At 60.6% G+C, this 26,931-nt stretch carries 25 protein-coding genes; 19 read left to right on the top strand and 6 right to left on the bottom strand.

Annotated elements, in window-relative coordinates; all coding sequences use genetic code 11:
• Positions 1-58 precede the first annotated feature (58 nt).
• From hemL to FY550_RS16665, 5 genes are read right to left on the bottom strand one after another with little or no spacing between them, the layout of a single operon-like run.
• Positions 59-1,345, bottom strand: a complete 1,287-nt coding sequence (gene hemL / locus FY550_RS16685; RefSeq protein WP_070980216.1) for a glutamate-1-semialdehyde 2,1-aminomutase — start codon at positions 1,343-1,345, stop codon at positions 59-61.
• Positions 1,346-1,400: 55 nt separating this feature from the next.
• Positions 1,401-2,069: a thiamine phosphate synthase gene (thiE, locus tag FY550_RS16680; protein ID WP_233350233.1), complete on the bottom strand. Its 669-nt coding sequence runs from the start codon at positions 2,067-2,069 to the stop codon at positions 1,401-1,403.
• Positions 2,029-2,859: a bifunctional hydroxymethylpyrimidine kinase/phosphomethylpyrimidine kinase gene (gene thiD, locus FY550_RS16675; RefSeq protein WP_325062967.1), complete on the bottom strand. Its 831-nt coding sequence runs from the start codon at positions 2,857-2,859 to the stop codon at positions 2,029-2,031. Before thiD ends, thiE begins: the two co-directional genes overlap by 41 nt.
• Positions 2,859-3,293, bottom strand: a complete 435-nt coding sequence (locus tag FY550_RS16670) for a CopD family protein (RefSeq protein WP_070980212.1) — start codon at positions 3,291-3,293, stop codon at positions 2,859-2,861. The genes thiD and FY550_RS16670 overlap by 1 nt, the downstream gene beginning before the upstream one ends.
• 47 nt (positions 3,294-3,340) lie before the next feature.
• Positions 3,341-5,182, bottom strand: a complete 1,842-nt coding sequence (locus FY550_RS16665) for a chloride channel protein (protein ID WP_407657372.1) — start codon at positions 5,180-5,182, stop codon at positions 3,341-3,343.
• 235 nt (positions 5,183-5,417) lie between these two features.
• On the opposite strand from FY550_RS16665, the gene erpA reads away from it, so the two are divergent.
• From erpA to codB, 19 genes are all read left to right on the top strand, one after another.
• Positions 5,418-5,771, top strand: coding sequence for an iron-sulfur cluster insertion protein ErpA (gene erpA, locus FY550_RS16660; protein ID WP_070980210.1), 354 nt, complete (start codon positions 5,418-5,420; stop codon positions 5,769-5,771).
• Between the two features lie 601 nt (positions 5,772-6,372).
• Entirely contained in the window at positions 6,373-8,259 is a 1,887-nt protein-coding gene (gene mnmG, locus FY550_RS16655; protein WP_149054673.1) for a tRNA uridine-5-carboxymethylaminomethyl(34) synthesis enzyme MnmG, read from the top strand.
• Complete coding sequence (gene rsmG, locus FY550_RS16650) at positions 8,256-8,897, top strand: 16S rRNA (guanine(527)-N(7))-methyltransferase RsmG (protein WP_149054672.1); 642 nt, start codon at positions 8,256-8,258, stop codon at positions 8,895-8,897. The genes mnmG and rsmG overlap by 4 nt, the downstream gene beginning before the upstream one ends.
• A 15-nt stretch (positions 8,898-8,912) precedes the next feature.
• A complete protein-coding gene (locus tag FY550_RS16645; protein WP_070980204.1) occupies positions 8,913-9,683 on the top strand; it encodes a ParA family protein in 771 nt (256 codons plus the stop codon).
• A gap of 39 nt (positions 9,684-9,722) precedes the next feature.
• The gene (locus tag FY550_RS16640; protein ID WP_070980202.1) at positions 9,723-10,658 is read left to right on the top strand and encodes a ParB/RepB/Spo0J family partition protein; all 936 of its coding nucleotides are present in this window, start codon (positions 9,723-9,725) and stop codon (positions 10,656-10,658) included.
• 225 nt (positions 10,659-10,883) lie between these two features.
• Positions 10,884-11,282, top strand: coding sequence for an ATP synthase subunit I (locus FY550_RS16635; protein ID WP_070980200.1), 399 nt, complete (start codon positions 10,884-10,886; stop codon positions 11,280-11,282).
• Between the two features lie 16 nt (positions 11,283-11,298).
• Positions 11,299-12,171: a F0F1 ATP synthase subunit A gene (gene atpB, locus FY550_RS16630; RefSeq protein ID WP_149054671.1), complete on the top strand. Its 873-nt coding sequence runs from the start codon at positions 11,299-11,301 to the stop codon at positions 12,169-12,171.
• A gap of 53 nt (positions 12,172-12,224) precedes the next feature.
• Entirely contained in the window at positions 12,225-12,473 is a 249-nt protein-coding gene (gene atpE, locus FY550_RS16625) for a F0F1 ATP synthase subunit C (RefSeq protein ID WP_070980198.1), read from the top strand.
• A 68-nt stretch (positions 12,474-12,541) separates the two neighbouring features.
• A complete protein-coding gene (locus FY550_RS16620) occupies positions 12,542-13,012 on the top strand; it encodes a F0F1 ATP synthase subunit B (protein WP_070980195.1) in 471 nt (156 codons plus the stop codon).
• Positions 13,013-13,022: 10 nt separating this feature from the next.
• Positions 13,023-13,559: a F0F1 ATP synthase subunit delta gene (locus FY550_RS16615; RefSeq protein ID WP_070980193.1), complete on the top strand. Its 537-nt coding sequence runs from the start codon at positions 13,023-13,025 to the stop codon at positions 13,557-13,559.
• A 16-nt stretch (positions 13,560-13,575) separates the two neighbouring features.
• Positions 13,576-15,120 carry a F0F1 ATP synthase subunit alpha gene (gene atpA / locus FY550_RS16610; protein WP_149054670.1) on the top strand — a complete coding sequence of 515 codons (1,545 nt, stop codon included), beginning with the start codon at positions 13,576-13,578 and terminating at the stop codon, positions 15,118-15,120.
• A gap of 59 nt (positions 15,121-15,179) precedes the next feature.
• A complete protein-coding gene (gene atpG / locus FY550_RS16605; RefSeq protein WP_070980191.1) occupies positions 15,180-16,055 on the top strand; it encodes a F0F1 ATP synthase subunit gamma in 876 nt (291 codons plus the stop codon).
• A gap of 39 nt (positions 16,056-16,094) precedes the next feature.
• Positions 16,095-17,468, top strand: a complete 1,374-nt coding sequence (gene atpD, locus FY550_RS16600) for a F0F1 ATP synthase subunit beta (RefSeq protein WP_070980189.1) — start codon at positions 16,095-16,097, stop codon at positions 17,466-17,468.
• Between the two features lie 29 nt (positions 17,469-17,497).
• Positions 17,498-17,920, top strand: coding sequence for a F0F1 ATP synthase subunit epsilon (locus FY550_RS16595; RefSeq protein WP_070980188.1), 423 nt, complete (start codon positions 17,498-17,500; stop codon positions 17,918-17,920).
• 117 nt (positions 17,921-18,037) lie between these two features.
• Complete coding sequence (locus FY550_RS16590) at positions 18,038-18,946, top strand: AEC family transporter (RefSeq protein ID WP_070980186.1); 909 nt, start codon at positions 18,038-18,040, stop codon at positions 18,944-18,946.
• Positions 18,947-19,066: 120 nt separating this feature from the next.
• A complete protein-coding gene (glmU, locus tag FY550_RS16585; RefSeq protein ID WP_070980184.1) occupies positions 19,067-20,425 on the top strand; it encodes a bifunctional UDP-N-acetylglucosamine diphosphorylase/glucosamine-1-phosphate N-acetyltransferase GlmU in 1,359 nt (452 codons plus the stop codon).
• Between the two features lie 191 nt (positions 20,426-20,616).
• Complete coding sequence (locus tag FY550_RS16580; RefSeq protein WP_070980181.1) at positions 20,617-21,405, top strand: DeoR family transcriptional regulator; 789 nt, start codon at positions 20,617-20,619, stop codon at positions 21,403-21,405.
• Between the two features lie 25 nt (positions 21,406-21,430).
• The gene (glmS, locus tag FY550_RS16575; RefSeq protein ID WP_070980179.1) at positions 21,431-23,269 is read left to right on the top strand and encodes a glutamine--fructose-6-phosphate transaminase (isomerizing); all 1,839 of its coding nucleotides are present in this window, start codon (positions 21,431-21,433) and stop codon (positions 23,267-23,269) included.
• 205 nt (positions 23,270-23,474) lie between these two features.
• Positions 23,475-24,737: a cytosine permease gene (codB, locus tag FY550_RS16570; protein ID WP_070980176.1), complete on the top strand. Its 1,263-nt coding sequence runs from the start codon at positions 23,475-23,477 to the stop codon at positions 24,735-24,737.
• A gap of 3 nt (positions 24,738-24,740) precedes the next feature.
• Here the strand turns inward: codB and FY550_RS16565 are convergent, their stop codons facing one another.
• Complete coding sequence (locus FY550_RS16565; RefSeq protein WP_070980174.1) at positions 24,741-26,804, bottom strand: AsmA family protein; 2,064 nt, start codon at positions 26,802-26,804, stop codon at positions 24,741-24,743.
• Positions 26,805-26,931 lie beyond the last annotated feature (127 nt).

Here is a 26,931-nt window from a genome sequence, read left to right as displayed (position 1 = left end):
GCTGCTGAGCAGTCATGGAGGGTGGCATCATGACCAGTCAATACCGGTCATGACGATTTCAGTCGGCCATGCCGGCCAGCACGATCCGGGCTGCTTCAAGCGTCTCATCAATATGCGTACGCTCGTGAGCACTGGACATGAACCCGGCCTCGAAGGGCGATGGTGCCATATAAATTCCATGGGTCAGCATGGCCGTAAAGAAGCGCCGAAAGGCATCGGCATCGCAGCCGGTCGCGTCAGCAAAACTGTCTACCTGCGACTGTGCAGTAAAGAACAGACCGAACATGCCCCCGGCCCGCTGAGTAATCAGGTCGATCCCGGCAGCACGTGCATGAGCCTCCAGGCCATCACAGAGCTGATCGACCCGCTCGCCCAATCGCTGATGAAAGCCCGGTTCGCGGATCTTTTCGAGCAGGGCGATACCCGCCGCCATCGCCAGTGGATTGCCAGCCAGCGTACCGGCCTGGTACACCGGCCCCAGCGGGGAGATATACGACATGATTTCGCGTCGTCCGCCGAAGGCACCCACCGGCATGCCGCCACCAACGATCTTGCCCAGACAGGTCAGGTCGGGGGTAATGCCGTAATGGGCCTGGGCACCACCGAGCGCCACCCGAAAACCGGTCATGACTTCATCAAAGATCAGCACCGCGCCGCTATCGTTGCAGACTTCACGCAGTGTCTCCAGAAAACCGGGAAGCGGCGGGATGCAGTTCATGTTGCCGGCAACCGGCTCAACGATTACCCCTGCAATGGAATCGCCCATTTCGGCAAAACATTCCCGTACACCCTCGATATCGTTATAGGAGAGCGTAATGGTGTGCTCGGCCAGTGAAGCCGGCACTCCGGGTGAACTGGGCTGGCCATGAGTCAGCGCCCCCGAACCGGCCTTGACCAGCAGTGAATCGACATGACCATGGTAATTACCCTCAAATTTGACGATACGATCACGGCCGGTATAGCCCCGCGCCAGCCGCACTGCCGACATGGTGGCTTCAGTGCCGGAATTGACCATGCGAACCATCTCGATCGACGGCATGATGTCGCAGATCAGATCGGCCATGTCGGACTCAAGGACCGTGGGCGTACCGAACGACAGTCCATCATCGACTCGTGAGCGTACGGCTTCCAGCACCTCGGGGTCGGCATGTCCGGTGATCATTGGCCCCCAGGAGCCCACGTAATCGATATAGCGCCGATCCTCGACATCGAACAGATAGGGCCCCTGCGCCCGTTTCATGAATACCGGCGCCTGACCCATGCCCTTGAAGGCACGAACCGGCGAATTGACGCCACCCGGAATACGGAGACTGGCACGCTCGAATTGCTGCTGTGATGTGGTCATGAGGCTCTCTCGACTCAAAGCGGATTGGGTCGACGGCGCACCGTCGACACTGAATTCAGATAGTGAAACCGGCCCGGCGGCGCAGTTCATGCACGGCGTGCTCGCAGGCGGCAGGCCCGGCGCCGAACACCGCATGGACTACCGCAAGCAGATCGGCACCGGCCGCCACCGCCTGCGCCACCCGCTCGCCGTCGATGCCACCGATGGCCACCCGGGGCAGTCCGAAGCGCGCGGCCTCGGCCAGCAGCGACAGCTCGGCAGGCGGTGCTTCAGGCTTGGTTTGTGAGGTAAAAAAACGCCCGAAGGCAAGATAACTGGCCCCTGCCCGGCAAGCCTGATCGGCCAGATCGAGCCGGGCATGACACGTCGCTCCCACAATCGCCTCACGCCCCAGCCTTTCGCGCGCCTCGGCAACGGCGGCATCCTGTTGCCCCAGATGCACGCCAACACCCAGTCGGGCTGCCAGCGCAATATCATCATTGATGATCAGCGGCGTGGCGAAGTCACGACAAAGTGCCGACAGCGCTGCGGCCTGCCGATAACGATGGGTCTCGTCAGAGGATTTGTCACGATACTGCAGCAGGGCCAGCCTCCCCCGCAGGGCACCCTCGGCCGCCGCCAGTAGCGTATCGTCATCCGGTAGCAGAGCCGCATCGGTCAACGCATAGATGCCCCGTCGCCAGTCACCATCCATCATTGCGATAACCACCTGTGGATAATTCATTGGCCGCCGCCCAGCGATCCGGCAGTGCCTGGTCATGGCCGGGTCTCAGGGCGTGCTGCAGCGCCTGCCAGCTGAAGTACTGTGCCCGTTCACAGGCAGCTTCCAGCGATATGCCGGCTGCCAGCGCCGCCGCCAGGGCACTCGCCAGCGTACACCCCGACCCATGGTATTGCCCCGGCAAACGCGGCCACTGCCACTGTCGTGAGCCCGTCAACTGATACAGGGTGTGGATAACCTGATTGCCTCGGGTATCGTCAGTTCCGGTTACCAACACTGCGCCCGCGCCCGCTTTCAACAGCATTCCGGCCCGCTCTTCCGCGGTTTTTCCCTGAGGCGCCAGTCGAGCCAACTCTGCCAGATTCGGTGTCAGCACAGTGGCCTGAGGCAACAGGCGCTGGTGAAAGGCCGCCAACAGTGCCGATGAAGAGAGTTCACGCCCCCCTCCCGCACGCAGCACGGGATCAACCACCAGCGGTAGCTGCGGCCAGCAGGCACAAAGTTCAGCCACAGCCTCAAGCGTGGGCAGATCAGCAATCAGTCCAGTCTTGATCGCTGCCGGCGGCATGTCCTCGGTCACGGCCCGAGCGGTAGCTGTCAGATCACTTGCCGAACAGGGCATGACCGCCTCGACATCCCGGGTCGTCTGTACCGTCAGCGCCGTGGGTACCGTCAGCGCCCATCCCCCCTGGGCACGAACCGCCTCGGCATCGGCAATCAATCCGGCGCCGCCGGTCGGATCATGTCCGGCCAGTACCAGCACAATGGGGGGTGTACCGGCAGCCATGGTCATCAGAAGGGTTGCACCACCGACAGGATCACAACGGCCAGCAGAATCACGACAGGGATGATACTGAAAACGCGATAATAGCCCTGACCATGCCGATTAATACCATCGGCAAAGCGTTTGATATGCGCCAGACAGACATGCTGATAACCGATCAGCACAATGACCAGCACGGCCTTGACGTAAAACCAGCCGGCCGAGATCAGGCCCTGAAAATCCATGACCAGCAACCAGATCCCGAAAATCACCGAGGCAATCATGGCCGGATTCATGACGGCCTTGTAAAGCTTGCGCTCCATGATCTGAAAGCGCCGGGTGCCACGTTCATCATCATCCCGCAGGGCATGAGTATGATAAACGAACAGGCGTGGTAGATAGAGTAATGCCGCAAACCAGCAGATAACGGCGATCAGATGGAAGGCAAGTATCCAGGCAAACATGCGGGCTCCTGATCAGGCTTGGATGACACGGTCGGGCACGGACGCCCTCAACGCTTGTAGCGATAGTAGTTTTCGATCGCCTCTCGGGTAATGATACCCGAAACCTTGTGGATCATCGGTGCGGTCGTATGTTGCACGTAAAGCGCATCGACACCGTACTCGTTGATTCGATCAAAGGCCTCCGACAGGGTAGCCTGCAGATCCACCGAGGCCAGTTCGAGCCGCTGACCCGGGATGGCAAGCAGATCGATCTCTTCGATCGCCGCCTCTTCGACCTCACCCGTTTCAGTGCGCTTGCGCGTACGCGATACACCCGGAATGGCATCTTCTCCCTTGCCTTCGGCAGCCGGGTCACGGTTGTCCTCGAGCACCAGACGCGCCAGGTCGGAAGCAGCGAGCGCTACCGGTGACTTGTCTTCTCCCCGGCCAATCATCAGCCATACCGGGCGAGAGTCCAGCAACGCACGCGCCTGATCGCGGGTAATCCGCGGCCGGGTACGTACTACACCACGTTCCATGACCGCAGGTACTGCAATTCGCGACAATGCCTGGGTCAGCGGCTGCTGCAGGGGATGAAGCCCCTGATTGAACAATGCCGAAATGAAAAAGCCCCGACAGTGCCAGACCTGCCGTCCGGTCAATCCCGAAACCACCACGGCAAGCATGCCGTAAAGAATGAAGTCGGGGTTGTGGGTCAATTCGATCAACGCCATGATCGCCGCCAGCGGTGCCTGCAGTACCGCTCCCATCATGGCCGCCATGCCCAGCATGGCGTACAGGTGTGGATCGTGCACCAGGCTTGGCAGCAGAAACAGCCCCGCCATGCCGAACAGCGCGCCGACCGCCGCACCGCTGACCAGTATCGGTCCGACAATGCTCACCGGCACGCCACAGGCCAGCGTCAGTGCCGTCAGCGCCAGCTTGCCCACCGCCACCACCAGCAGAACGTCCAATGCCGGCATCCGGGTGAGGATGTTACCCACCGTGTCATAACCGATGCCCTGAACCTGGGGATACCAGAAGGCTACCGCAGCCGTGGCACTGCCGGCCAGCAACAGCCGCAGCCAGCGCGGTACGCGGGTCATTTGTGGCCCCAGCCGCGCCAGACGAATGAAGCCCCCGGCCAGCAGACCGATGGCCAGCGACATCGTGATGATCCAGGGAATATCGAACAGGCGCGCTTCAATGGTATCGGGAACGGTAAAGGCAGGCATGGTGCCATAGATCATCTGGGTGACCACGGCACCCGTGGCGGAAGCGAGAATGACCGGCATGAAGCCGGTGAGGGTATACTCCATCATCACCACTTCCATGGCGAAGATGACCCCCGCAATGGGCGTATTGAAGGAGGCCGAAATACCGGCCGCAGTACCGCATCCTACCAGTACTCGCAGACTGTTGTGGGGCAGCCGGAGGCGCTCACCGATCCAGCAGGAGCCACCGGCACCCAGATGAATGGCCGGCCCTTCACGACCCGCTGACAGTCCTCCAATCAGGGTCAGCGCACCCACCCACCACTGATTGAGCCAGTTCGGCAGTGGCATCTGCCCCTGGTGATAGGTCAGCCGTTCAATCACATGCCCGATGCCCAGCTTACGCGCGGCTGCCGGCTGGCGCCATAGCCCCACCCCGATCAGCGTGACCGCGATCAGCGGCAGCGCCATACGCATGACGGGCGCAAGGGACTCGAAATCATCCGAACGCCCCCCCGGCATGAATGCCAGAGTGATGACATCGATCAGTTCACGAAAAGCCGTCATCAGCAGCCCGGTCAGGGCGCCAGAGAAAACGGCGAGTAGACAGAGCTGCGGAAGAGCATCCACCGACGCCAGACGCCGGCGGAACTGATCCATGTTGAAAAAGGCACTGCCGAGACGATGACGCGGCAAGTCGGGCTCTCCCCAATGGCGGATGAGCGCCGTTACGGATAAACCGGCAATAGCTCGGACCGAATGCTCGATGCACTGGTCGCTCACCTGGCTTCCACAACGGCCCCACATTGTTGTCACAACCCCTGTTGCAATTCAAAGAGCACTACTGACCCATTCGGCCAGCGTGGTTGACCCCGGTTGCAACCGCATCCGATAATATCAGTATTCATTCTGAATGCTTCGGGAGGCCGCGATGAGCGGGGCAGAATCCTTCGTCCCGACACCGCTGATCTTCACCGATTCCGCAGCTGCCCGCCTACGGGCGCTGATCGCCGAGGAAAACAACCCGGCGCTCAAACTGCGGGTCTATGTGACAGGTGGCGGTTGCTCGGGCTTCCAGTATGGTTTCGACTTTGCTGAAACGGTGGATGAGGAAGACACCATCATCAAAAACGGTGAAGTAGCCATGGTGATCGATCCCCTCAGCTATCAGTATCTGGTTGGCTCGACCGTCGATTTTGAAGAGGGTCTGGCGGGGGCACGCTTCATGATCCAGAACCCCAACGCGACAACCACCTGTGGATGTGGCGCTTCCTTTACGGTCTGATTTCAAACTCTCTTCCCGCCTTCAACCCCGGTCTTCGTGCCGGGGTTTTTCATGCGCGCTCTCCACGCTGCTGACCCTTCCAGACGATTTTTTCCACTTTTTCCGGCTGTGGACAACCGGACACCAAAAGCACGCGCCTGCCGGGGTCAAACCCATGGCATACGGGTGTTTACGCCATGGTGACCTTCACTACCCAGGTTCTGGACGACTGCGGTAACAAGTACCGGGACAGGCTGGGTAGCAGTGACGGGATAAGTTGCCCTGTGCATAAACCCACCTTTCATCCACAGCTCCTGCAACGGTCATTCGCACGTCATACGCTTGTCATGCGCAATCGTATCAACATGTCAGGTTGTTGAATTGTGGAGAAACCAGGCGTTTATCCACAGAAATTGCGCTGCCCTATAATCACAACCACAACAGAACTTCTTTTTTTATACATTCTGTATTGATTGATTGAAGGGAAACGCCTTGAAGTGTGGAAAACCCCTGACGGTTACCCACAGGCACGTTATAATCCTGTCCCCGGATTCCCCCATTTCCATTACAGTGCGTTGTCTTCAGACTGACGCGCTGTCACCAACGTGCTCGAGGTCAATACGTGGATTACCCGGACCGCTTTGACGTTATCGTCATCGGCGGTGGTCATGCCGGAACCGAAGCCGCACTCGCCGCCGCCCGAACGGGCTGTCAGACCCTGCTTCTGACACACAACATCGAGACGCTCGGCCAGATGTCCTGCAATCCCGCCATCGGCGGTATCGGCAAGAGTCATCTGGTGCGCGAGATCGACGCTCTCGGCGGCGCCATGGCGCTGGCAACCGATCAGGCAGGCATCCAGTTCCGAGTGCTCAATTCCCGCAAGGGGCCAGCCGTGCGCGCTACCCGGGCACAGGCCGATCGTGTTCGCTACAAGGCGGCAATTCGGCATATGCTCGAGCACCAGCCCAATCTCACGCTGTTCCAGCAATCGGTGGATGATCTGATCGTTGAAGGCGATACCGCTCGCGGTGTGATCACCCAGGGGGGAATTCGCTTTTTCGCCGAGAGCGTGGTGCTGTGCACCGGCACCTTCCTCGGCGGAATAATTCACATCGGACTGGAACACCACAGTGGCGGTCGTAGCGGTGATCCCTCGGCTTCGGCCCTGGCTCGACGGTTACGAGAACAGCCTCTGCGGGTGGATCGTTTAAAAACCGGTACCCCGCCACGGCTGGACGGACGCAGCATCGATTACTCGAAACTCGTGGAGCAGCCGGGGGATGATCCAAGACCGGCCATGTCGATGATGGGCTCCTCCGAGATGCATCCGCCACAGCGCAGCTGCCATATCGCGCATACCAATGCCCGGACCCATGACATCATTCGGGCCAATCTCGATCGATCGCCCATGTTCTCCGGTGCCATCGGCGGTGTCGGACCCCGCTACTGCCCATCGATCGAGGACAAGATCCATCGGTTTGCCGACAAGGACAGCCATCAGATCTTCATTGAACCGGAAGGTCTGGAAACTCCCGAGCTTTATCCCAACGGCATTTCGACCTCGCTGCCGTTCGATGTACAGCTTGAGCTTGTGCGTTCGATGGAAGGGTTGGAACACGCGCACATCGTGCGCCCCGGCTACGCCATCGAATACGATTTCTTCGATCCGCGTGATCTGAAGCACTCGCTGGAGACGAAGGTCATTCACAATCTCTGGTTTGCCGGTCAGATCAATGGCACCACCGGTTACGAGGAGGCTGGTGCCCAGGGACTGCTTGCAGGGCTGAACGCAGCACGTCGGGCACGAGGTCTGGAGGCCTGGTGGCCACGGCGTGATGAAGCCTATCTGGGCGTGATGGTCGACGATCTGATTCGCATGGGCACCCAGGAGCCCTATCGAATGTTTACCTCGCGCGCCGAGTATCGCCTGATGCTGCGTGAGGACAATGCGGATCTGCGCCTGACCGAGATCGGCCGTGAGCTTGGGCTGATCGGCGATGATCGCTATCGCGCCTTCGAACAGCGCCGTGACGCCATTGCTGCCGAGCGTCTCCGACTCGATAGCGTGCGTATCAGACCCGGTAGTGAAGCGGCTCGTCAGCTGGCGCCGAAAATCGGTGAGTTGAGTCAGGAACAGCGCCTCAGCGATCTGCTGCGCCGCCCGGAAGTGAATTACGAGGATCTGGCCGAGCTTGCTGAAGGGGCGCCGCAACAGGCGCATGTACGCCAGCAGGTCCAGGTACAGGTCAAATATGATGGTTATATCGCCCGGCAGCAGGAGGAGATCGATAAACTGCGCCGTCATGAGGCGACGCCATTGCCGGCGACACTCGATTATCACGCCATCGATGGGCTCTCCAGCGAAATCCGTCAGAAGCTGACCGCGGCGCGCCCCGAAACGCTGGCCGAAGCCGGTCGTATTCCCGGGGTGACCCCTGCGGCACTGTCGATGTTGCTGATCCATCTCAAGAAGCAGCAGCGTACCGCCAGGGCCAGTGGCGAATGAACCCGGCCTGTGAACAGGTGCTCGATGCCGGGCTCGATGAACTGGGTCTGGTAGCGCCTGCGGAGCAGCGTGATCGGCTGCTGGCGCTGGTGGCACTGTTGCACAAGTGGAACCGGGCTTATAACCTCACCGCGGTACGCGAACCGGTCGCGATGGTACAGCGCCATCTGCTCGATTCGCTCGCCATCGTGCCCTGGCTGCGTGGGCCTCGCCTTCTGGATGTGGGCAGTGGTGCCGGTTTACCGGGGTTGGTACTGGCAATCATGAGGCCGCAGCTGAACGTGACTCTGCTGGACAGCAATGGCAAGAAGGTCCGCTTCCAGCGGCAGGCGGCGTACGAACTCGGGCTGAGTGGTGTCAGTGCCGTGCAGGCCCGGGTGGAACAGTATCAGGCTGGGCCCTTCGATCAGATTGTCAGTCGAGCCTTTGCTGCACCACAGGTCTTCGTAGATGCCAGCCGGCATCTACTGGCCTCCGGTGGCGAGTGGCTGGCCATGATCGGCCGCGACGACAGCCTGCGTACCGGTGCGCTCACCGGTGCCACACTGCTCGAATGTGTGCCGCTCGAGGTGCCCGGCCAGCAGGGCGATCGCCATCTGCTGCGTCTCGAAGCTGACGAGGCGACTACCGATCAATAACCAGGGATTGTCCTCTTGACCCGGATCATCGCGCTGACCAATCAGAAAGGCGGCGTCGGCAAGACCACCACCGCCGTCAATCTGGCCGCTTCGCTGGCGTCGCTCAAGCGGCGCGTTCTGTTGATCGATCTTGACCCCCAGGGCCATGCCACCATGGGCAGCGGTGTCGACAAGCATGATCTGCCCGCAGGCAGCATGCTCGATGTGCTGTTGGGTGATCGGGCGGCGCGCGATGTCATGATCCGCAGTGACGCGGCCGGCTATGCCCTGCTGCCTGCCAATGGCGATCTCACTGCGGCCGAAGTTGACCTGCTTGATCGCGAAGGGCGTGAACGCTGTCTGGATCGAGCCGTGGGTGACATGGTGGCCGACTTTGATGTCGTACTGATCGACTGTCCGCCCTCGCTCAACATGCTGACGGTCAATGCCCTGACCGCCTCGCATGGGGTACTGATTCCGCTGCAGTGCGAGTTTTATGCGCTGGAGGGCCTCTCGGCACTGCTGGATACGGTTGAGCAGATCCGCGAAAGCGTCAATCCGACGCTGGCACTGGACGGCATCGTGCGCACCATGTACGACAGTCGCAACAGCCTGACGCGTGATGTCAGCAACCAGCTGGCGAATTATTTCGGCGATCAGTTGCTCAGGGCGGCCATTCCCCGCAATGTCCGGGTAGCCGAGGCGCCCAGTCATGGTCTGCCGGTGACTCGTTACGCCCGGATGTCCCGGGGCAGTCATGCCTATCGCGTGCTGGCCAAGGAACTGATTCGCCGCCTGGCGCTGTAACGCCATTGTGATGATCGTGTTGATCGAGGTGACTTCCGCATGACCCGTAAACGTGCACTCGGAAGAGGTTTGGATGCCCTGATCGGTGCTGGTGCCAATGCCCGGCAGCGCTCCAGTGGTGAAGTAACCCTCGATGTCTCCGGGGAGGCTCACGAGGACGCCTCGATCGAAGCACCCGAACTCGAAGCAGGCGAGCGCCTCGAGCGTATTCCGCTTTCACGCCTGGTTCGTGGGCGTTATCAGCCCCGGCGCGATATCCAGCCCGAGCGACTGGATGAGCTGGCAGCCTCGATTCGTCGTCAGGGCGTGATGCAGCCGATTGTGGTGCGTCCGTTGCCTGATGCCAGTGGCGAGCAGCGCTTCGAGATCATTGCCGGTGAGCGCCGCTGGCGTGCTGCCCAGCTTGCCGAGCTTGAAACGATCCCTGCTGTAGTGCGCGAGCTCGATGACGAGGCCGCGTTGGCCATGTCGCTGATCGAGAACATTCAGCGCGAGAATCTCAATCCGGTTGAAGAGTCGGTGGCCCTGCGGCGGCTGATGGATGAGTTCGAGCTGACCCAGCAACAGGTGGCCGATACGCTGGGCAAGTCTCGCGCCCAGATCGCCAATCTGTTGCGACTGCTGGCCCTTGAGGAAAGTGTGCAGACCCTGCTGGAACGGGGTGATCTTGATGTAGGCCATGCCCGTGCCCTGCTGGCGCTCAAGGGGACAAAACAGCGTCAGGCGGCTCATGAGGTGGTGGATCGCGGGCTGACCGTGCGTCAGACCGAAGCGCTGGTGAAGCGCATGAATGAATCGAAGGCGGCTCCCGAGCCGGCGCCTGCCTCACCGGACGTCGGGCGTCTGGAAACCCAGCTTGGAGAACTGCTCGGTGCCCGGGTCAGGATCAGTCATGGCAAAAGCGGCAAGGGGCGTTTGACCATTCGCTATACCAGCCTCGAGGAGCTCGATGGCATTCTCGGACATATCCGCTAGCCTTTTTCGGCACTTAAAGAGAACTTAACCCGGGATTGCCAGATAGCGCAGTTTGAACGAGCATCTACTCGCTTTTGTCGACAAATAGGCATTACTGCATGGCTTTTTGCCTTTTTGGGCGTTGATGGGAGCATATGGCTTCCCTATAATCCGCCCGGTTTGGCAAATGGCCGGGCACTGGCACAAGTAAGGGTTTGACATTATCTCCAGGGCAGGGAGCTACTCATGCGGCCCATGACACCGGCCAGACCTCAGAGGCCGCAGGTCGGTCGTCTGCTGGCGGGGCAGGCACTCGCGGGGAGTATCATCGCTGTGCTGGCGCTGCTGACGTCCGGAGAGGCAGCCGGGATGTCCGCCCTGAGTGGTGCGCTGGTATGTCTGCTGCCCAATGCCTATTTCGCCTGGCGGGCTTTCAGGCTGCGCGGTGCACGTCTTGCCCGGGAAATCATGAACGGCTTCTATCGGGCAGAGGCCGGAAAGTTTGGTTTGACAGTGGCATTGTTCACGCTGGTCTTCGTGGCAGTGCCGCCTTCAAACCCCGCTTTCTTTTTTGGCGCTTACGTGGTGGTTCAATGCGTTCACTGGCTGGGTTTCTGGCTTGTTCGCACCGGATCGCGCACCTGATCACCGAGGCAGCTCCATGGCAGCAGGCAATCATCTGGAAACGTCCGAGTACATCAAGCATCACCTTCAGAATCTGACCTTCGGGTATGATCCTGGACATGGCTGGACCATCGCTCACAGTGCCGAGCAGGCATCGAACATGGGGTTCTGGGCGATTAATCTGGATACCATGCTCTTTTCGATTGGCCTGGGTGCCCTGTTTCTCTGGCTTTTCCGGCTGGTGGCCCGTCATGCGACCAGTGGCGTGCCATCGAAGCTGAACAATGCCGTGGAAATGGTCGTCGAATTTGTTGACAGCTCGGTCCGCGAAACGTTCCACGGCAAGAGTCGGCTGATTGCTCCCCTCTCGCTGACCATCTTCGTCTGGATCTTTTTGATGAACCTGATGGATCTGATTCCGGTTGACTGGATACCTCAGCTGGCCCAGGCCGTTGGCGTCAGCGTGGTCGGCGTCGAGGATCCCTCGCATGTCTACTTCCGTATCGTGCCGACCGCTGATATCAATGCCACCATGGGCATGTCGCTGACGGTCTTTGCCCTGATTCTGATCTACACGGTTCGCATGAAGGGTGTCAGCGGCTTTGTGGCCGATCTGACCCTGAAACCCTTTGCGGCCAGCAACCCCCTGGTACAGGCACTGCTGGTGCCGGCCAACCTGTTGCTCGAGCTGGTGACGCTGCTGTCCAAGCCGATCTCGCTCGGACTGCGTCTGTTCGGTAATCTCTATGCCGGCGAGCTGATCTTCATGCTGATCGCCTCCGTCGGCCTGTTCCAGCTGCCCCTGCATTTTGCCTGGGCTACTTTCCACCTGCTGATCATCGTTCTTCAGGCCTTCATCTTCATGATGCTGACGATCGTCTATCTCAGTCAGGCCTGCGAAGATCACTGATCGGTTTACCCACTCCCCCTCAACTCAACGTGACTTGAAAACTGGAGAGCACCATGGAAGCACAAGTTCTGGGCATGACTGCGATTGCCGTTTCGCTGCTGATCGGTCTGGGCGCCCTGGGCACCGCCATCGGTTTCGGCATTCTGGGCGGCAAGTTTCTGGAAGGCGCCGCTCGTCAGCCTGAAATGATTCCGCAACTGCAGGTCAAGATGTTCATTGTCGCCGGTCTGCTGGACGCCGTGGCCATGATCGGTGTCGGTATCGCGCTGTTCTTCACCTTCGCCAATCCGTTCGTTGGCTGAGCGTCCCTGACGAGGATGCCCGGCATCCGTTGTGATGCCCCAATGACCACGTAGCGAGAGGTGACGGCGTGAATCTGAACCTAACTTTGATCGGCCAGTCCATCGCCTTTCTGGTGTTCGTATGGTTCTGCATGAAATATGTATGGCCGCCGATCACCAAAGCGCTGGAAGAGCGGCGCAATAAAATCGAGGAAGATCTGGCATCGGCCGATCGTGCTCGCCAGGAAATGGAGCGGGTCAACGAGGAGTCCGAGCGGATTCTTCGCGAAAGTCGCGAGGAAGCCAGCCGGATTCTCGAGCAGACTCGTTCGCGCGCCGATCGCATGATCGAGGAAGCGCGTGACGATGCCAAAACCGAAGGCCAGCGCATGATCGATCAGGCCAAAAGCGAGATCGACATGGAGATCCAGCGGGCCCGGGAAGATCTGCGTCAGCAGGTGGCGGCTCTGGCCGTGACCGGTGCCGAACGCATTCTCGAGACCGAGATCGACGAGAACCGACATCGCGAGATGCTCGACAAGCTCGCTGCCGAGCTCTGAGGAGACCTCCATGGCGGACAACGCACCCCAGGCACGACCCTATGCGAAGGCCGCTTTCGAGCTGGCCCGTGAGCAGCAGGCGGTAGATCAGTGGTCGACCATGCTGGCCGAAGGCGCCCGTGTGGTGCTCGACGAGCGCGTCGCGACCTGGCTGGCCGATCCGACCCGGACTGCTGCTGAGCAGGCCGACACCCTGATCGAACTGCTGGGCGAAACGCTCGACGAACGCGGACGTGAATTCATTCGCGTACTGGCTCGCCAGCATCGGCTGGCGGCGCTGCCGGCCATCAGTGAGCTGTTCGAGGCCGAGCGTGCCGAATACGAGCGGGTGGCCGTGGTGGAGGTGATCTCCGCCTTCGAACTCAGCCAGACGCAGCAGGACAGTCTCGCCCGCGCGCTCAAAAAGCGCCTGGATCGCGAAATCACTATGACCACTTCGGTGGACAGGACGCTTCTGGGCGGCGTCATCATTCGCAGCGGCGATACCGTCATCGACGGTTCGGCGCGCGGACGACTGGCCCGGCTCAAGCGTGACCTGAACGCCTGAAGTCGAGGGACATGGCATGCAGCAACTGAATCCTTCCGAAATCAGCGACATCATCAAGGGTCGCATCGAGAAGCTCGACATCGATGCCCAGGCTCGCAACGAGGGCACCATTGTCAGTGTGTCCGATGGCATCGTTCGCATTCATGGCCTGACCGAGGCCATGTTCGGCGAGATGATCGAATTCCCCCACGGCATCCAGGGCATGGTGCTCAACCTTGAGCGCGATAGTGTGGGTGTCGTGGTGCTCGGTGACTATCAGCAGCTTCAGGAAGGCATGACCGGTCGTTGCACCGGTCGCATCCTTGAAGTGCCGGTAGGCCGTGAACTGCTGGGTCGCGTCGTGGACGCCCTGGGCCGGCCGATTGATGGCAAGGGCGAACTCGAGACCAGCCAGACTGACGCAGTCGAGAAGGTCGCGCCCGGCGTTATTGCCCGTCAGGGGGTCGACCAGCCTGTGCAGACCGGCCTCAAGCCGATCGATGCCATGGTGCCGATCGGCCGTGGTCAGCGTGAGCTGATTATCGGCGATCGTCAGGTCGGCAAGTCGGCCATCGCCGTCGATACCATCATCAACCAGAAAGGCAAGGACGTCACCTGCATCTATGTGGCCATCGGCCAGAAGCAGTCGACGATTGCCAACGTGGTGCGCAAGCTCGAAGAGCACGGGGCGATGGAACATACCATCGTGGTTGCGGCCGGGGCGGCCGATCCGGCAGCGATGCAGTTCATCGCACCCTATGCCGGTTGCACCATGGGTGAGTATTTCCGTGACCGCGGCGAAGATGCGCTGATCGTTTATGACGATCTGTCCAAGCAGGCTGTCGCCTATCGTCAGATTTCGCTGCTGCTGCGTCGTCCACCGGGCCGTGAAGCCTATCCCGGCGATGTCTTCTATCTTCACTCGCGCCTGCTCGAGCGTGCCTCGCGCGTCAATGCCGAGCATGTCGAGAAGCTCACCAACGGTGAAGTGACCGGCAAAACCGGCTCGCTGACGGCACTGCCGATCATCGAAACCCAGGGCGGTGACGTGTCGGCTTTCGTACCGACCAACGTCATCTCGATTACCGACGGCCAGATCTTCCTCGAGACCGATCTGTTCAACTCGGGTGTGCGTCCGGCCATCAATGCCGGTCTGTCGGTTTCCCGTGTGGGTGGCAGTGCTCAGACCAAGGTCATCAAGAAACTTGGTGGTGGTATCCGTCTGGCACTGGCCCAGTACCGTGAGCTGGCAGCCTTCTCGCAGTTTGCTTCCGATCTCGACGAGGCGACCCGCAAGCAGCTCGAGCACGGTCAGCGTGTCACCGAGCTGATGAAACAGCGTCAGTATTCGCCAATGTCGGTCGCGCAGATGGCTGTGTCGCTGTATGCGGCCAACGAGGGCTATCTCGAGGATGTGCCGGTCGACAAGGTGCTCGATTTCGAGCATGCGCTCCAGGACTACATGGCTTCCGAGCATGGTGAACTGATGGAGAAGATCAATCAGACCGGCGGCTACGACGACGAGATTCAAAAGGGTCTCAAGCAGGGCGTCGAACAGTTCAAATCGTCCCAGAGCTACTGAAGCCGGAAGGCGAACGGGGCTGACCCGTTCGCCGATGGGTCGATCAACAGGACATCGCTATGGCAGCCGGAAAAGAGATCAAGTCCCAGATCGGGAGCATCAAGAACACCCAGAAGATCACCAGTGCCATGGAAATGGTCGCGGCGTCGAAGATGCGTCGTGCTCAGGAGCGCATGGCAACGAGCCAACCCTATGCCCGTCAGATCCGGCAGGTGGTTCGGCATATCGCACGGTCCAATCCGGAATACCAGCATCCGTACATGACCGCGCGTGAGGTGAAGCGAATCGGTTATATCGTGGTGACTTCCGATCGCGGCCTGTGTGGTGGTCTCAACAGCAATCTGTTTCGTTCGCTGATGCGCGAGATCAGCGCCTGGCGCGAGCAGGGTGTCGAGCCCTCCTTCTGTGCCCTGGGCACCAAGGGTGCCGTTTTCTTTCGCAAGTATGGTGGAACACTGCTTGCCGCACGCGGCAATCTCGGCGATGCCCCGGAGGTCGGTGATCTGATCGGCAGTGTCCGGGTCATGCTGGAAGCCTTTGATAATGGTGAAATCGATCGGATCGACATCGTCTCCAATCAGTTCATCAATACCATGAGTCAGAAGCCGGTGATTCGTCAGCTGTTGCCGCTGGTCGATGACGAGTCGGAGCAGGAGGATCAGACCAGGGATGGCCTCTGGGATTACCTCTATGAGCCGGACGACGCCCGTGTGCTGCTTTCCAGACTGCTGGTGCGCTATGTCGAATCCCAGGTCTACCAGGCGGTAGTGGAAAATATCGCCAGCGAGCAGTCGGCGCGCATGATCGCAATGAAGAATGCGACCGACAATGCGGGCGATCTGATCGACGACCTGCAGTTGCAGTACAACAAGGCGCGGCAGGCAGCGATTACCCAGGAAATTTCCGAAATCGTCGGCGGGGCTTCGGCAGTCTAGCGAGCGGACAGTTTTTTAACAGGTTCAAGAGGAATCATCATGAGCGGACGTATCGTACAGATCATCGGCGCGGTGATTGACGTCGAGTTTGCCCGCGACGAGGTCCCCCGGATCTTCGACGCCATTCGCGTCACCGACACCGATACCATCCTGGAGGTCCAGCAGCAGCTCGGCGACGGTATCGTGCGCACTATCGCCATGGGCACCACCGAGGGGCTGCGCCGTGGTCTCGAGGTCGAGAATACCGGCGCGCCCATCTCGGTGCCGGTCGGCAAGAAAACGCTGGGTCGTATCATGGATGTGCTCGGCGAGCCGATCGACGAGCGGGGCGAAATCGGTGAGGAGAAGCGCAGTCCGATTCACCGTGAGGCGCCCTCCTACGCTGATCAGGCCGCTTCCAGCGATCTGCTGGAGACCGGCATCAAGGTCATCGATCTGATCTGCCCCTTCGCCAAGGGTGGCAAGGTTGGACTGTTCGGCGGTGCCGGGGTCGGCAAGACCGTCAACATGATGGAGCTGATCCGTAACATCGCCACCGAGCACTCCGGCTATTCGGTGTTTACCGGGGTGGGTGAGCGGACCCGTGAGGGCAATGACTTCTACTACGAGATGCAGGAGTCGAATGTTCTCGACAAGGTCTCGCTGGTTTACGGTCAGATGAACGAGCCGCCGGGGAACCGTCTGCGTGTCGCCCTCACGGGGCTGACCATCGCCGAGGAGTTCCGCGACGAGGGCCGTGACGTTCTGTTGTTCATCGACAACATCTATCGTTATACCCTGGCAGGCACCGAGGTGTCGGCACTGCTCGGCCGCATGCCATCGGCGGTGGGCTATCAGCCGACGCTGGCCGAGGAGATGGGGATGCTGCAGGAGCGCATCACCTCGACCCGGACCGGCTCGATCACCTCGGTTCAGGCTGTCTATGTGCCTGCCGATGACCTGACCGATCCTTCGCCGGCCACCACCTTTGCGCACCTGGATGCCACTGTGGTACTGGCCCGTTCGATCGCCGAACTGGGTATTTATCCGGCCATCGATCCGCTCGACTCCACTTCCCGCCAGCTCGATCCGCTGGTCGTCGGGGACGAGCACTACAAGGTGGCGCGCGGCGTGCAGAACGTGCTGCAGCGTTACAAGGAACTCAAGGACATCATCGCCATTCTCGGTATGGATGAGCTGTCAGACGAGGACAAGCAGACCGTGGCCCGGGCGCGCAAGATCCAGCGCTTCCTGTCGCAGCCGTTCTTCGTCGCCGAGGTCTTCACCGGTGCCCCAGGCAAGTATGTCTCCCTCAAGGAGACCATCCGCGCCTTCCAGGGCATTCTCAACGGCGAGTACGATGAGCTGCCGGAGCAGGCGTTCTACATGGTTGGCACGATCGACGAAGCGATCGAGAAAGCCGAGAGCATGTAAGCGTCCCGGAAAGATTCAGGAGCCCAGTCATGGCCAGTGTGCAATGCAATATCGTCAGTACCGAGCGCAGCATCTTTGCCGGTGAAGTGACGCAGCTCTCCGCTACCGGCACCGAGGGTGAACTCGGTATCATGCCGGGTCACTCGCCGCTGCTGACGGAGCTGGCACCGGGGCCGGTTTATCTGACCCGGGAGAGCGGCGAAGAGGAGATCTACTACGTCTCCGGTGGCTTTCTGGAGGTCCAGCCCGATGTCATTTCGGTGCTGGCCGACACGGCCGACCGGGCGCGCGACATCGACGAGGCCGAAGCCGAGCGGGCGCGTGATGAAGCGCGTCGGGCGCTGGATGAACAGCATTCCGAGCTCGACTATTCGCGGGCGCTGGCTGAACTTGCCGAGGCGACCGCCCGGCTGCGTACGCTCTCCCAGCTGCGCAACCGGCGAGGAAGCTGAGTGACGCCGCAAGCGTAATAGTCGGGGCGACCTTCGGGTCGCCCCTTTTAATGCCGGAAGAGTCATCAGGCGGCCCGGCCGGAGTTCGTTACGGCGTGTTCTGCAGGGGAGGTCGGCGTGAGCGTACTGCTGCCGGCATTATGGCCACTGTTTGTGCTGCTGCTTTTGGGAGGCGGACTACGCTACTCGGGCTTTCCCGGCGATGCCTTCTGGGGCGCCGCAGAGCGGTTGAACTACTTTCTGCTGTTTCCGGCACTGCTGTTTCACCATCTGGCCAAAGCACCTTTCGATGATCCCGCCCTGGGTCAGCTGGCGCTGGGTGTGGCCCTGGGGCTGGGGGCTGGCTGGCTGGGCCTGCTCGGCCTGCGCCGTCTGACCGGCTGGTCGGCTGCGCGTTTCGGTGTATTTGTCCAGTCCACCCTGCGTTTCAATACCTATCTGGGCCTGGCGCTGGTCGCCGCGCTGGGCAGTGCCAATGCGCTGGCACTGGCGGCCGTGATGCTGGCACTACTGGTGCCGAGCGTAAATCTGCTGTCCGTCTGGGCACTGAGTGCTGAACGCCATCTGCCGCTGCGAGCGCTGCTGCGGCCGCTGGCCTCCAATCCATTGATTCTGGCCTGTCTGGCGGGTATTGCTGCCTCGCTGATCAATCTGCCCCTGCCTCCCGGCAGTGATCGACTGTTGTCAATGCTGGGGAGCGCCAGCCTGCCGCTGGGACTGTTGTGTGTGGGGGCGGCCCTGAAACCCTCGGCCCTGAGGGGGACTTCGCTGACGCTGCTGCTAGCCAGTGCCGCCAGGTTGCTGGCGATGCCACTGCTGGCGCTGGCGATTGCCCGGCTGCTGGCCTTGCCGGCTTCAATGACCGGACTGCTGGTGCTCTTCTTTGCCCTGCCTACGGCTCCTACGGCCTATGTACTTACTCGTCAGCTGGGCGGCGATGCCGAGCTGATGGCTGGACTGATTACCCTGCAGACGCTGCTCTCGGTACTGACCCTGCCATTGATGCTGGTGATGTTGACGCTCTGAAACGGCGTGCACGTAGTGAAACAGTGTTGTCGCGGGTGGCCTGTTACACTCTGAGCAGTCACCAGGGTGGCTTTGGTCACCCTGACCAGGGATTTCATGAATCAAGGAGAGTGCGCTTCGATGAGCACTGACGTCGTGATACTGGCAGCCGGTCAGGGAAGCCGTATGCGCTCCCGGCTGCCCAAGGTCCTGCACCCCATCGCCGGTAAGCCCATGGTGCGCCATGTGATCGAGGCGGCCGAAAGTCTGGAGGAAGCCCGACTGCATGTGGTGGTGGGTCATGGTGCCGACCGGGTCCGTGAATCGCTGTCGGATGTATCGGCCAACTTCGTGATGCAGGAAGAGCAGCGTGGTACCGGTGATGCGGTTGCCCGTACCCTCGATGCGCTCGGCGATGGGCCGGTACTTGTGCTCTACGGCGATGTGCCATTGATTCAGCCGGATACGCTGGCTGCCCTGATGGAGGGCGTCGACGCGCACCACATGGCACTGCTGACAGTGCGCATGGCGCATCCGCACGGCTACGGGCGCATCGTGCGCGATGAGCAGGGTCGGGCGACGGCCATCGTCGAGGAAAAGGATGCCAGTGAAGCGCAAAAGCGCATCCAGGAGTGCAATACCGGTATCCTTGCGGCTACCGGGGCCCACCTCAAGCGCTGGCTGCCGCAGCTTTCCAGCGACAATGCCCAGGGCGAATACTATCTCACCGATATCATTGCCATGGCGGCGGCTGAAGAGGTCGAGGTACTGACCCGGGAACCGCACGGCCACTATGAGGTGCAGGGCGTCAACGATCGGGTCCAGCTTTCGGCGCTGGAGCGTATTCATCAGCACCATCAGGCGCAGCGGCTGATGCGCGAAGGCGCGACTCTGGCCGATCCCGGCAGAATCGAGGTCCGGGGTGAACTGAGTGTCGGCCGCGACGTCTTCATTGATGTCGGTTGTGTCTTCGAAGGCACCGTTTCGCTGGCCGATGGTGTGGTAGTGGGCGCTTATAGCGTGATTCGCGATGCCCATATTGGTGAGGATACCACCATCGAGGCGCACACCCTGATCGAAGGGGCCGAAATCGCCGGAGCCGGACAGATTGGTCCTTTTGCCCGGCTACGCCCTGGCACGCGCCTGGCACGTGGCGCCCGAATCGGTAACTTCGTCGAAACCAAGAATGCCCGGATCGGCGAGGGCAGCAAGATCAATCATCTCAGCTATATCGGCGACAGTGAACTGGGTCGCGACGTCAACATTGGCGCCGGTACCATCACCTGTAACTATGATGGCGTCAGCAAGCATCGCACCGAGATCGGTGACGGCGTGTTTGTCGGCTCCAACAGCGCGCTGGTGGCGCCTCTGCGAATTGGTCGTGGTGCTACCATCGCGGCTGGCTCGACCATCACCGATACGGTGGATGATGACAGCCTTGCCATTGGTCGATCCCGTCAGACTCAGAAGTCCGACTGGGTGCCTCCGCATCGTCGCTGAACCAGGCTCGTCTCGCTGCCGCCCATCCCGTTCGGGATGGGCGGTACTGTTTTTACGCATGGTCACTATGCCGAAGTGGGCATGGGAGTTGACGACTTTAGTTGTATGGGTTTTGATGCGAAGCCTTGAATCTTTCGAAACGAAAGGTGAAAACGAAACATTAAAATGATGATGAGTCGATAACGCCCCCCATGTCGAAGCACACTGCCTCCACGCGTCGTGATGCCATTGTCGAGCGCCTTGCTCATCAGGGCGAGATCAGCGTCGATGCACTGGCACGGCACTTCGCAACTTCCACGGTGACCATCCGCAAGGATCTTGCCGTGCTGGAGGGCGAGGGAAGACTGATGCGTCGCTATGGCGGGGCAACACTGATTCCGCAGGAAGCCGATAGTCCGAGCCGTCCCTCGCGTGCCAAGCGGGCCATCGCCCGAGCGGCCAGCGAATGTATCAGGCCGCATGGCCGGTTGATCATCGACAGCGGCAGTACTACCGGCGCACTGATTCCGGAGCTGTCACGCTTTGAAGGACTGGTGGTGATGACCAATTCGCTGGGTGTGGCCGGTGCGCTGCATGAACTGGAACGACCGCCGACACTGCTGATGACCGGCGGGACCTGGGACCCTCATTCGGCTTCCTTTCAGGGACAGGTGGCGGAAAGCGTGCTGCGGGCCTATGACTTTGATCAGTTGTTCATTGGCGCCGATGGCATCGATATCGCGCGAGGCACGACCACTTTCAACGAACTGCTGGGGCTGTCCCGGGTGATGGCTGAAGTGGCACGTGAAGTGATTGTGCTGGTCGAGTCCGACAAGTTTGGTCGGCGTATTCCCAATCTCGAACTGCCGTGGTCGGCGATCGACATGCTGATTACCGATGATCGGCTTGACGATGCCCATTGCCGGAGCATTGAAGCTCACGGCATCCGGGTTAAACGGGTCGAGCGTGACATCGTGGCGGATGCAGCAGCCACCGGATAACCGAAACTTTCATGGAGAGCCTCATATGTGTGGCATCGTGGGCGCCGTCGCCGGACGGCAGGTACAGAACATTCTGCTGGAAGGGCTCAAGCGGCTCGAGTATCGCGGCTATGACAGTGCTGGCATGTCGATCCTCGGCGAAGAGGGTGGTTTGTCGCGGCAGCGGGCACTGGGCAAGGTAGCGGAACTCGAGAAAAAGCTGCAGCAATCACCACTGCGGGGTCGGGCGGGTATCGCTCATACCCGCTGGGCAACGCATGGCCGTCCCAGCGAAGAGAATGCTCATCCGCATCAGTCCGGCGATCGTCTGGCGGTGGTACACAACGGCATCATCGAAAACTTTGAATCCCTGCGCCGGGAACTGGAAGGCGAGGGGTATGTTTTCCTGTCCGAAACCGACACCGAAGTCGTGGCGCACCTGCTGGCACGCGAATTCGATCGCAGCCGGGATCTGCTTACCGCGCTTCAGGATGCCGTCGCTCAGCTTGAAGGGGCCTATGCACTGGCCGTTGCCCATGCTGATCAGCCTGATCGACTCGTCGGAGCTCGCAAGGGCAGCCCGCTGATCGTCGGGGTCGGGATCGAGGAGGCCTTTCTTGCCTCCGACCCGCTGGCGCTGTTGCAGGTCACTGATCGATTCGTCTATCTGAGCGAAGGTGATCTGGTCCAGCTCTCCGATGGTGGGGTCATCGAGGTGTTCGATGCGGACGGCAAGCCGGTCGAGCGGGGCATTGAAGTCTTTGAGCATGGCGATAACGCCATCTCCCGTGGCAACTACCGTCACTTCATGCTCAAGGAGATTCATGAGCAGTCCGAGGTGATTGCCAAGACGCTGGAAGGGCGGCTGGGTGATGGCCATGTCATGACGAATATCTTCGGCAGCGGCTCGGATGCGCTTATGAGCGATGTTCGCCATATCCAGATCGTTGCCTGCGGTACCAGTTACCACGCCGGGATGGTAGCGCGCTACTGGATCGAAAAAATGGCGGGTGTGCCGACTCAGGTCGAAGTGGCCTCGGAGTATCGTTATCGCGATGGTGTGGTGCCCGACAACACCCTGTTTGTGACGCTCTCCCAGTCCGGTGAGACCGCCGATACGCTGGCCGCACTGCGTCATGCCCAGTCCCATGGCGGCTACCTGGCCAGCCTGGCCATCTGCAATGTGCCGGGCAGCTCTATGGTGCGCGAGTCCGATCTCAGTCTGATGACCCACGCCGGTCCGGAAATCGGGGTGGCCTCGACCAAGGCCTTCACGACCCAACTGGTATCACTGCTGATGCTGACGCTGGCACTGCGTTATGCCCGCTCCGGTGATGATGCGTTGCAGGCTCGCCTGGTGGGTGCCCTGCGTCAGCTGCCGCAGCTGATCAATCAGGGACTGGCACTGGATGGGGATATCGAGCGACTCTCCTCGGCCTTCGCCGAAAAGCATCATGCACTCTTTCTCGGTCGTGGACCGATGTTTCCGATCGCGCTGGAGGGTGCGCTCAAGCTCAAGGAAATCTCCTATATCCATGCCGAGGCCTATCCTGCCGGGGAGCTCAAACACGGCCCGCTGGCATTGGTCGATAGCGACATGCCGGTCATCGCAGTAGCACCCAACGATGAATTGGTGGAGAAGCTCAAGTCCAACCTGCAGGAAGTGCGCGCTCGCGGTGGTGAGCTCTTTGTCTTTGCCGGCGAGAATGTTTCGATCAGCGAAGGCGATGGCGTACATGTGCTGCGTCTGCCAGAGGTCGATGAGGTCATCGCGCCGCTGCTGTTTACCCTGCCGCTGCAGTTGCTGGCCTATCATGTTGCCGTGCTCAAGGGCACGGACGTCGATCAGCCACGCAATCTCGCCAAGAGTGTGACCGTAGAGTAAGTCTCTCTCCCGGCACCGGCATGCGGTGCCGGGAGGTTCTTGCCGTCAGGGCGTGCACCATGATGGCGCCTTGTTGGAGGGGTGTCGATCCATCATGGTGCATGGGTGTGTTCGCATGGCCATGCCGCGTCACGCGAATCAGGTCCGGACGTGACTGGCATGGCATTTGCCTGTACTGCCATAGCCCCTGACCGGAGAGACCGCCATGGCATTACCCCACGTTGATGACGATCATCCTCTGAGTGAAGTACCCGCGACCGCGCGCAAGCCGTTCGGTTCACTGGCATTGCTGCTGCTGGGATTCACCTTCTTTACCGCTACCATGTTTGCCGGAGGTCGAATCGGCGAAGCCTTCGGCTTTGGTGAGCTGCTGCTGTTGATTGTCATCGGCAACCTGCTGCTGGGGGCTTATGCTGCCATCATTGCCTGGATGGCGGCGCGTTCCGGGTTAAATACAGCGCTGATGGCGCGCTTTGCGCTGGGAAACCGGGGGAGTGCGCTCTCCGATCTGCTATTGGGGATCACTCAGGTGGGCTGGTATGCCTGGGGCGTGGCCACCATCGCTCATGTACTGGTGGGTACCTTCTCCCTGCCGGACGGGTTGGCGCCTGTACTGATGGTGCTGTTCGGTTTCGGCTTCTGTCTGACCGCCTTCGTTGGTTACCGAGGGCTGGCGCGTCTGTCGCAGCTGGCGGTGCCAGCGATGACGGTGCTCATCGTGATCAGCATGGTGCTTGCCTGGCAGGATGCGGGTGGCCTTTCCGGGCTGACCAGTCGAACGGCCGAGAGTTCGCTGGGCTGGACAGCAGGTATTACCATCATTTTCGGTACCTTTGTGTCAGGCGCTACCCAGGCGAGCAACTGGAGTCGTTTTGCTCGCACCCCGGCTCAGGCCGTCACCGCGACCCTGCTGGCGTTTTTCATCGGCAACGGGCTGATGGTATTGATCGGTGCCATGGGGGCCTTTGTCTATCAGCAGCCCGATATCGTGGAAGTGCTGATACTGCAGGGGCTGACGCTGTTCGGTCTGATCATGCTGTTTCTCAACCTGTGGACCACCCAGGACAACACCATCTACAACTTTGCCGCTGCCGGCTGCAATCTGCTGCGTACCCGCCGGCGGGGGCAGGTAACGCTGGCCGGTGCTGCCGTCGGTACCCTGCTGGCACTGGCCGGGATGGATCAGTTGCTGGTGCCCTTTCTGGTGGCGCTGGGTACCTGCATTCCGCCGTTGGGCGGTGTGATTATCGGTGATTATCTCTTCAGGTATCGCAGCCGCTATCCGGCGCTTGAGAGTGCCACGCTGCCGGCCGTGCACTGGCCGAGCATCGTGGCCTATGTGCTGGCGACCCTGGGGGCCTGGTACTCACCCTGGGTACCGCCCCTGACAGGATTGCTGCTGGCTTTCGTGCTGACCCCGTTGTGCAATCGACTGATGACGATACCGCAGCGAGCGATTGTGTCCTGACGATTACTGCGATGTTGTGCGCTTTTGAAGCAGTGCGCTGCATTGCTGTTCCTGACCGCTGTTGGGTGAAATCAGGGCCAGCAGGGCGGCAGGTGGCGCAATGGCCCCCAGTGCCACGGCAGCGGCGGCACGCGCTGCCAGGGGGCCGGCCTTTACCCCCGGGGCAGGATTCTTGAAGGTGCCGCTGACATAAAGGGGCGAGTGCAGGGTAAGGATGCGCAGCCCCTTGCCCTGTGGATCGATGGTCAGATCCATGCGTTCGCTGCCGAAATCAATGGCACCATCAATATCGACAGTGGCGTTCTCGGTGTCGATGAAGAACAGTTTCGGCCGCATCAGACCGTTGCGAAATATCAGATCGGCGGCGGCACAGTGAATCCGCACCTGCTCATCGCCAAACAGTTTGCCAACCACGTAATTGCCCACGTTGAGTCCGGCCAGCTCCATCAGATTGCGGCTGATCAGACCGTTATCGATCAGCATCTTCACTTCGCCGCTGCCTGAGCCCAGCAGGGCAGCGACCGAGTTGCCATGTCCGGTGAGGGTGGCATCGCCATTGAGCTGGCCCAGTGCGTCCTGCATGTCGCCGGGGGCGGGGATCAGCTGCTTCAGCTGCAGCCGGCGGGCATGCATGTCGATACGAGCCTGCATGGGTGAGCGATTGCCATTCAGGCGCAGGGTCGTATTGAGCGCGCCACCGGCCATGCTGAAGTGCAGCGGGTCGAGCAGAAGTTCGCCGTTGTCGAGCACAATATGTGTGTCGAGATCGCTCAATGGCAGGGCTGCACCGTGTTCGATTCGGGCAGCACGAAAGCGAACATCGGCATCCATGCGATTCCAGCGGTCGGTACGAAATTCCGAGACGGGCAGTACCTTCCCTGGTGGCTGGCGCGGGGCGTCATCCGTAGAGGCGGTGCGATCATCATCGCTACCGATCAGCGGGCCCAGATCGACCATACGCAGGCGACGAGCGTCGAGGGTGCCGCGAAGAATGGGACGGGGTTTGCGATCGGTATAGGTGAGGGTGCCGCTCAGATCACTGCCACCGATAGTGGCCTTGAACTCCTGATATTCGAACAGGCTGCCTTCAGGGCGCCGAAGACGCGCGACCAGATGGCCGTTGGTCGCATAGGGTGGGGTATCCGGCAATACCACGCCGGTCAGCGCATAGAGGTTGCCCAGACTGCGCCCTTCGAGCGCGAGATGCAGATCGAGTGCGCCGAGATTCAGCGGATCGGTCAGCGTTCCTGTTACCTTGATGTGCGTTTCGCCGCTGCGCAGATCAACCTGCAGCGGAAAGGGCTGTTGCCCCTGGCGCAATGAGAGCATGCCGCCGATTCGGCCACTGCCTTCAAGCGGCTCTCCCTTGTAGCGTCCTTCGACCTGCCAGCCAAAGCGGTAGTCCGCCGGGCCTCTGGCATCCCGGTCTTCCCGAGCCTGGCCGACAATTTCGGCGTAGGGTACCGGTTGGCCGAGTGGGTCCAGGGTAACGGTGATATCGGCATCAAGTACGGCATCACGATAAACCACCCGGCTTTGATCAAAGACGATATCGTCGATTGCCACCGTCCAGCCTGAGTCGCTTTCCGAATCACTTGCCTTCGAGGCGTCGTTGTCGCCGAAACTGAAGGTCCAGTTGTTGCGCCCGTCGGCCAGGCGAATCAGTTCAGCCTGTGGCTGCGTCAGGGTAACGCGCGGAATATTGATCCGGCGATACAATAACGCTGGCAGCGCGATGCCGGCTTCCACGCTGGCCAGTTGCACCATCGGCGCGGCTTTACCGGTGGGTGATTGAAAATCCCGGGGGTTGCCCAGTATCAGATCACCGGCACGTAAAGCAGGCAAGGGCAAGACGTGACCGGGCAGCGACTGCCAGTCCAGTTGCAGCGTGCCGCGAATGGCAAAGGGACGTTGCAGTGCCCGGGATACCTGTTCATCGATCACGGGGCGCAGCCAGTTCAGTGGAATCAGCGACAGCGTCACGAGCACCGCCACTGCCAGACCCAGCAGCGAGGCCGGGATGCCCAGCAGGCAACCGAAGAGCCAGCGAACAGGATGACGGTTCATGACCGGACTCCGTGAAGGAACGTTATCTTCGAGATTAGTCGGTTTATGGCGATTGTCTGTTGAACCCTGGTCTCGATATGCAGCGCTTCCCGATGGGCACTATGGTGAGCGGATGGAGGTGAGCGGA

Source organism: Kushneria phosphatilytica, from assembly GCF_008247605.1.
Lineage (GTDB): Bacteria > Pseudomonadota > Gammaproteobacteria > Pseudomonadales > Halomonadaceae > Kushneria > Kushneria phosphatilytica.
The sequence above is the reverse complement of the archived record's forward strand: the minus strand, read 5'-3'. Positions and strand labels throughout refer to the sequence as shown.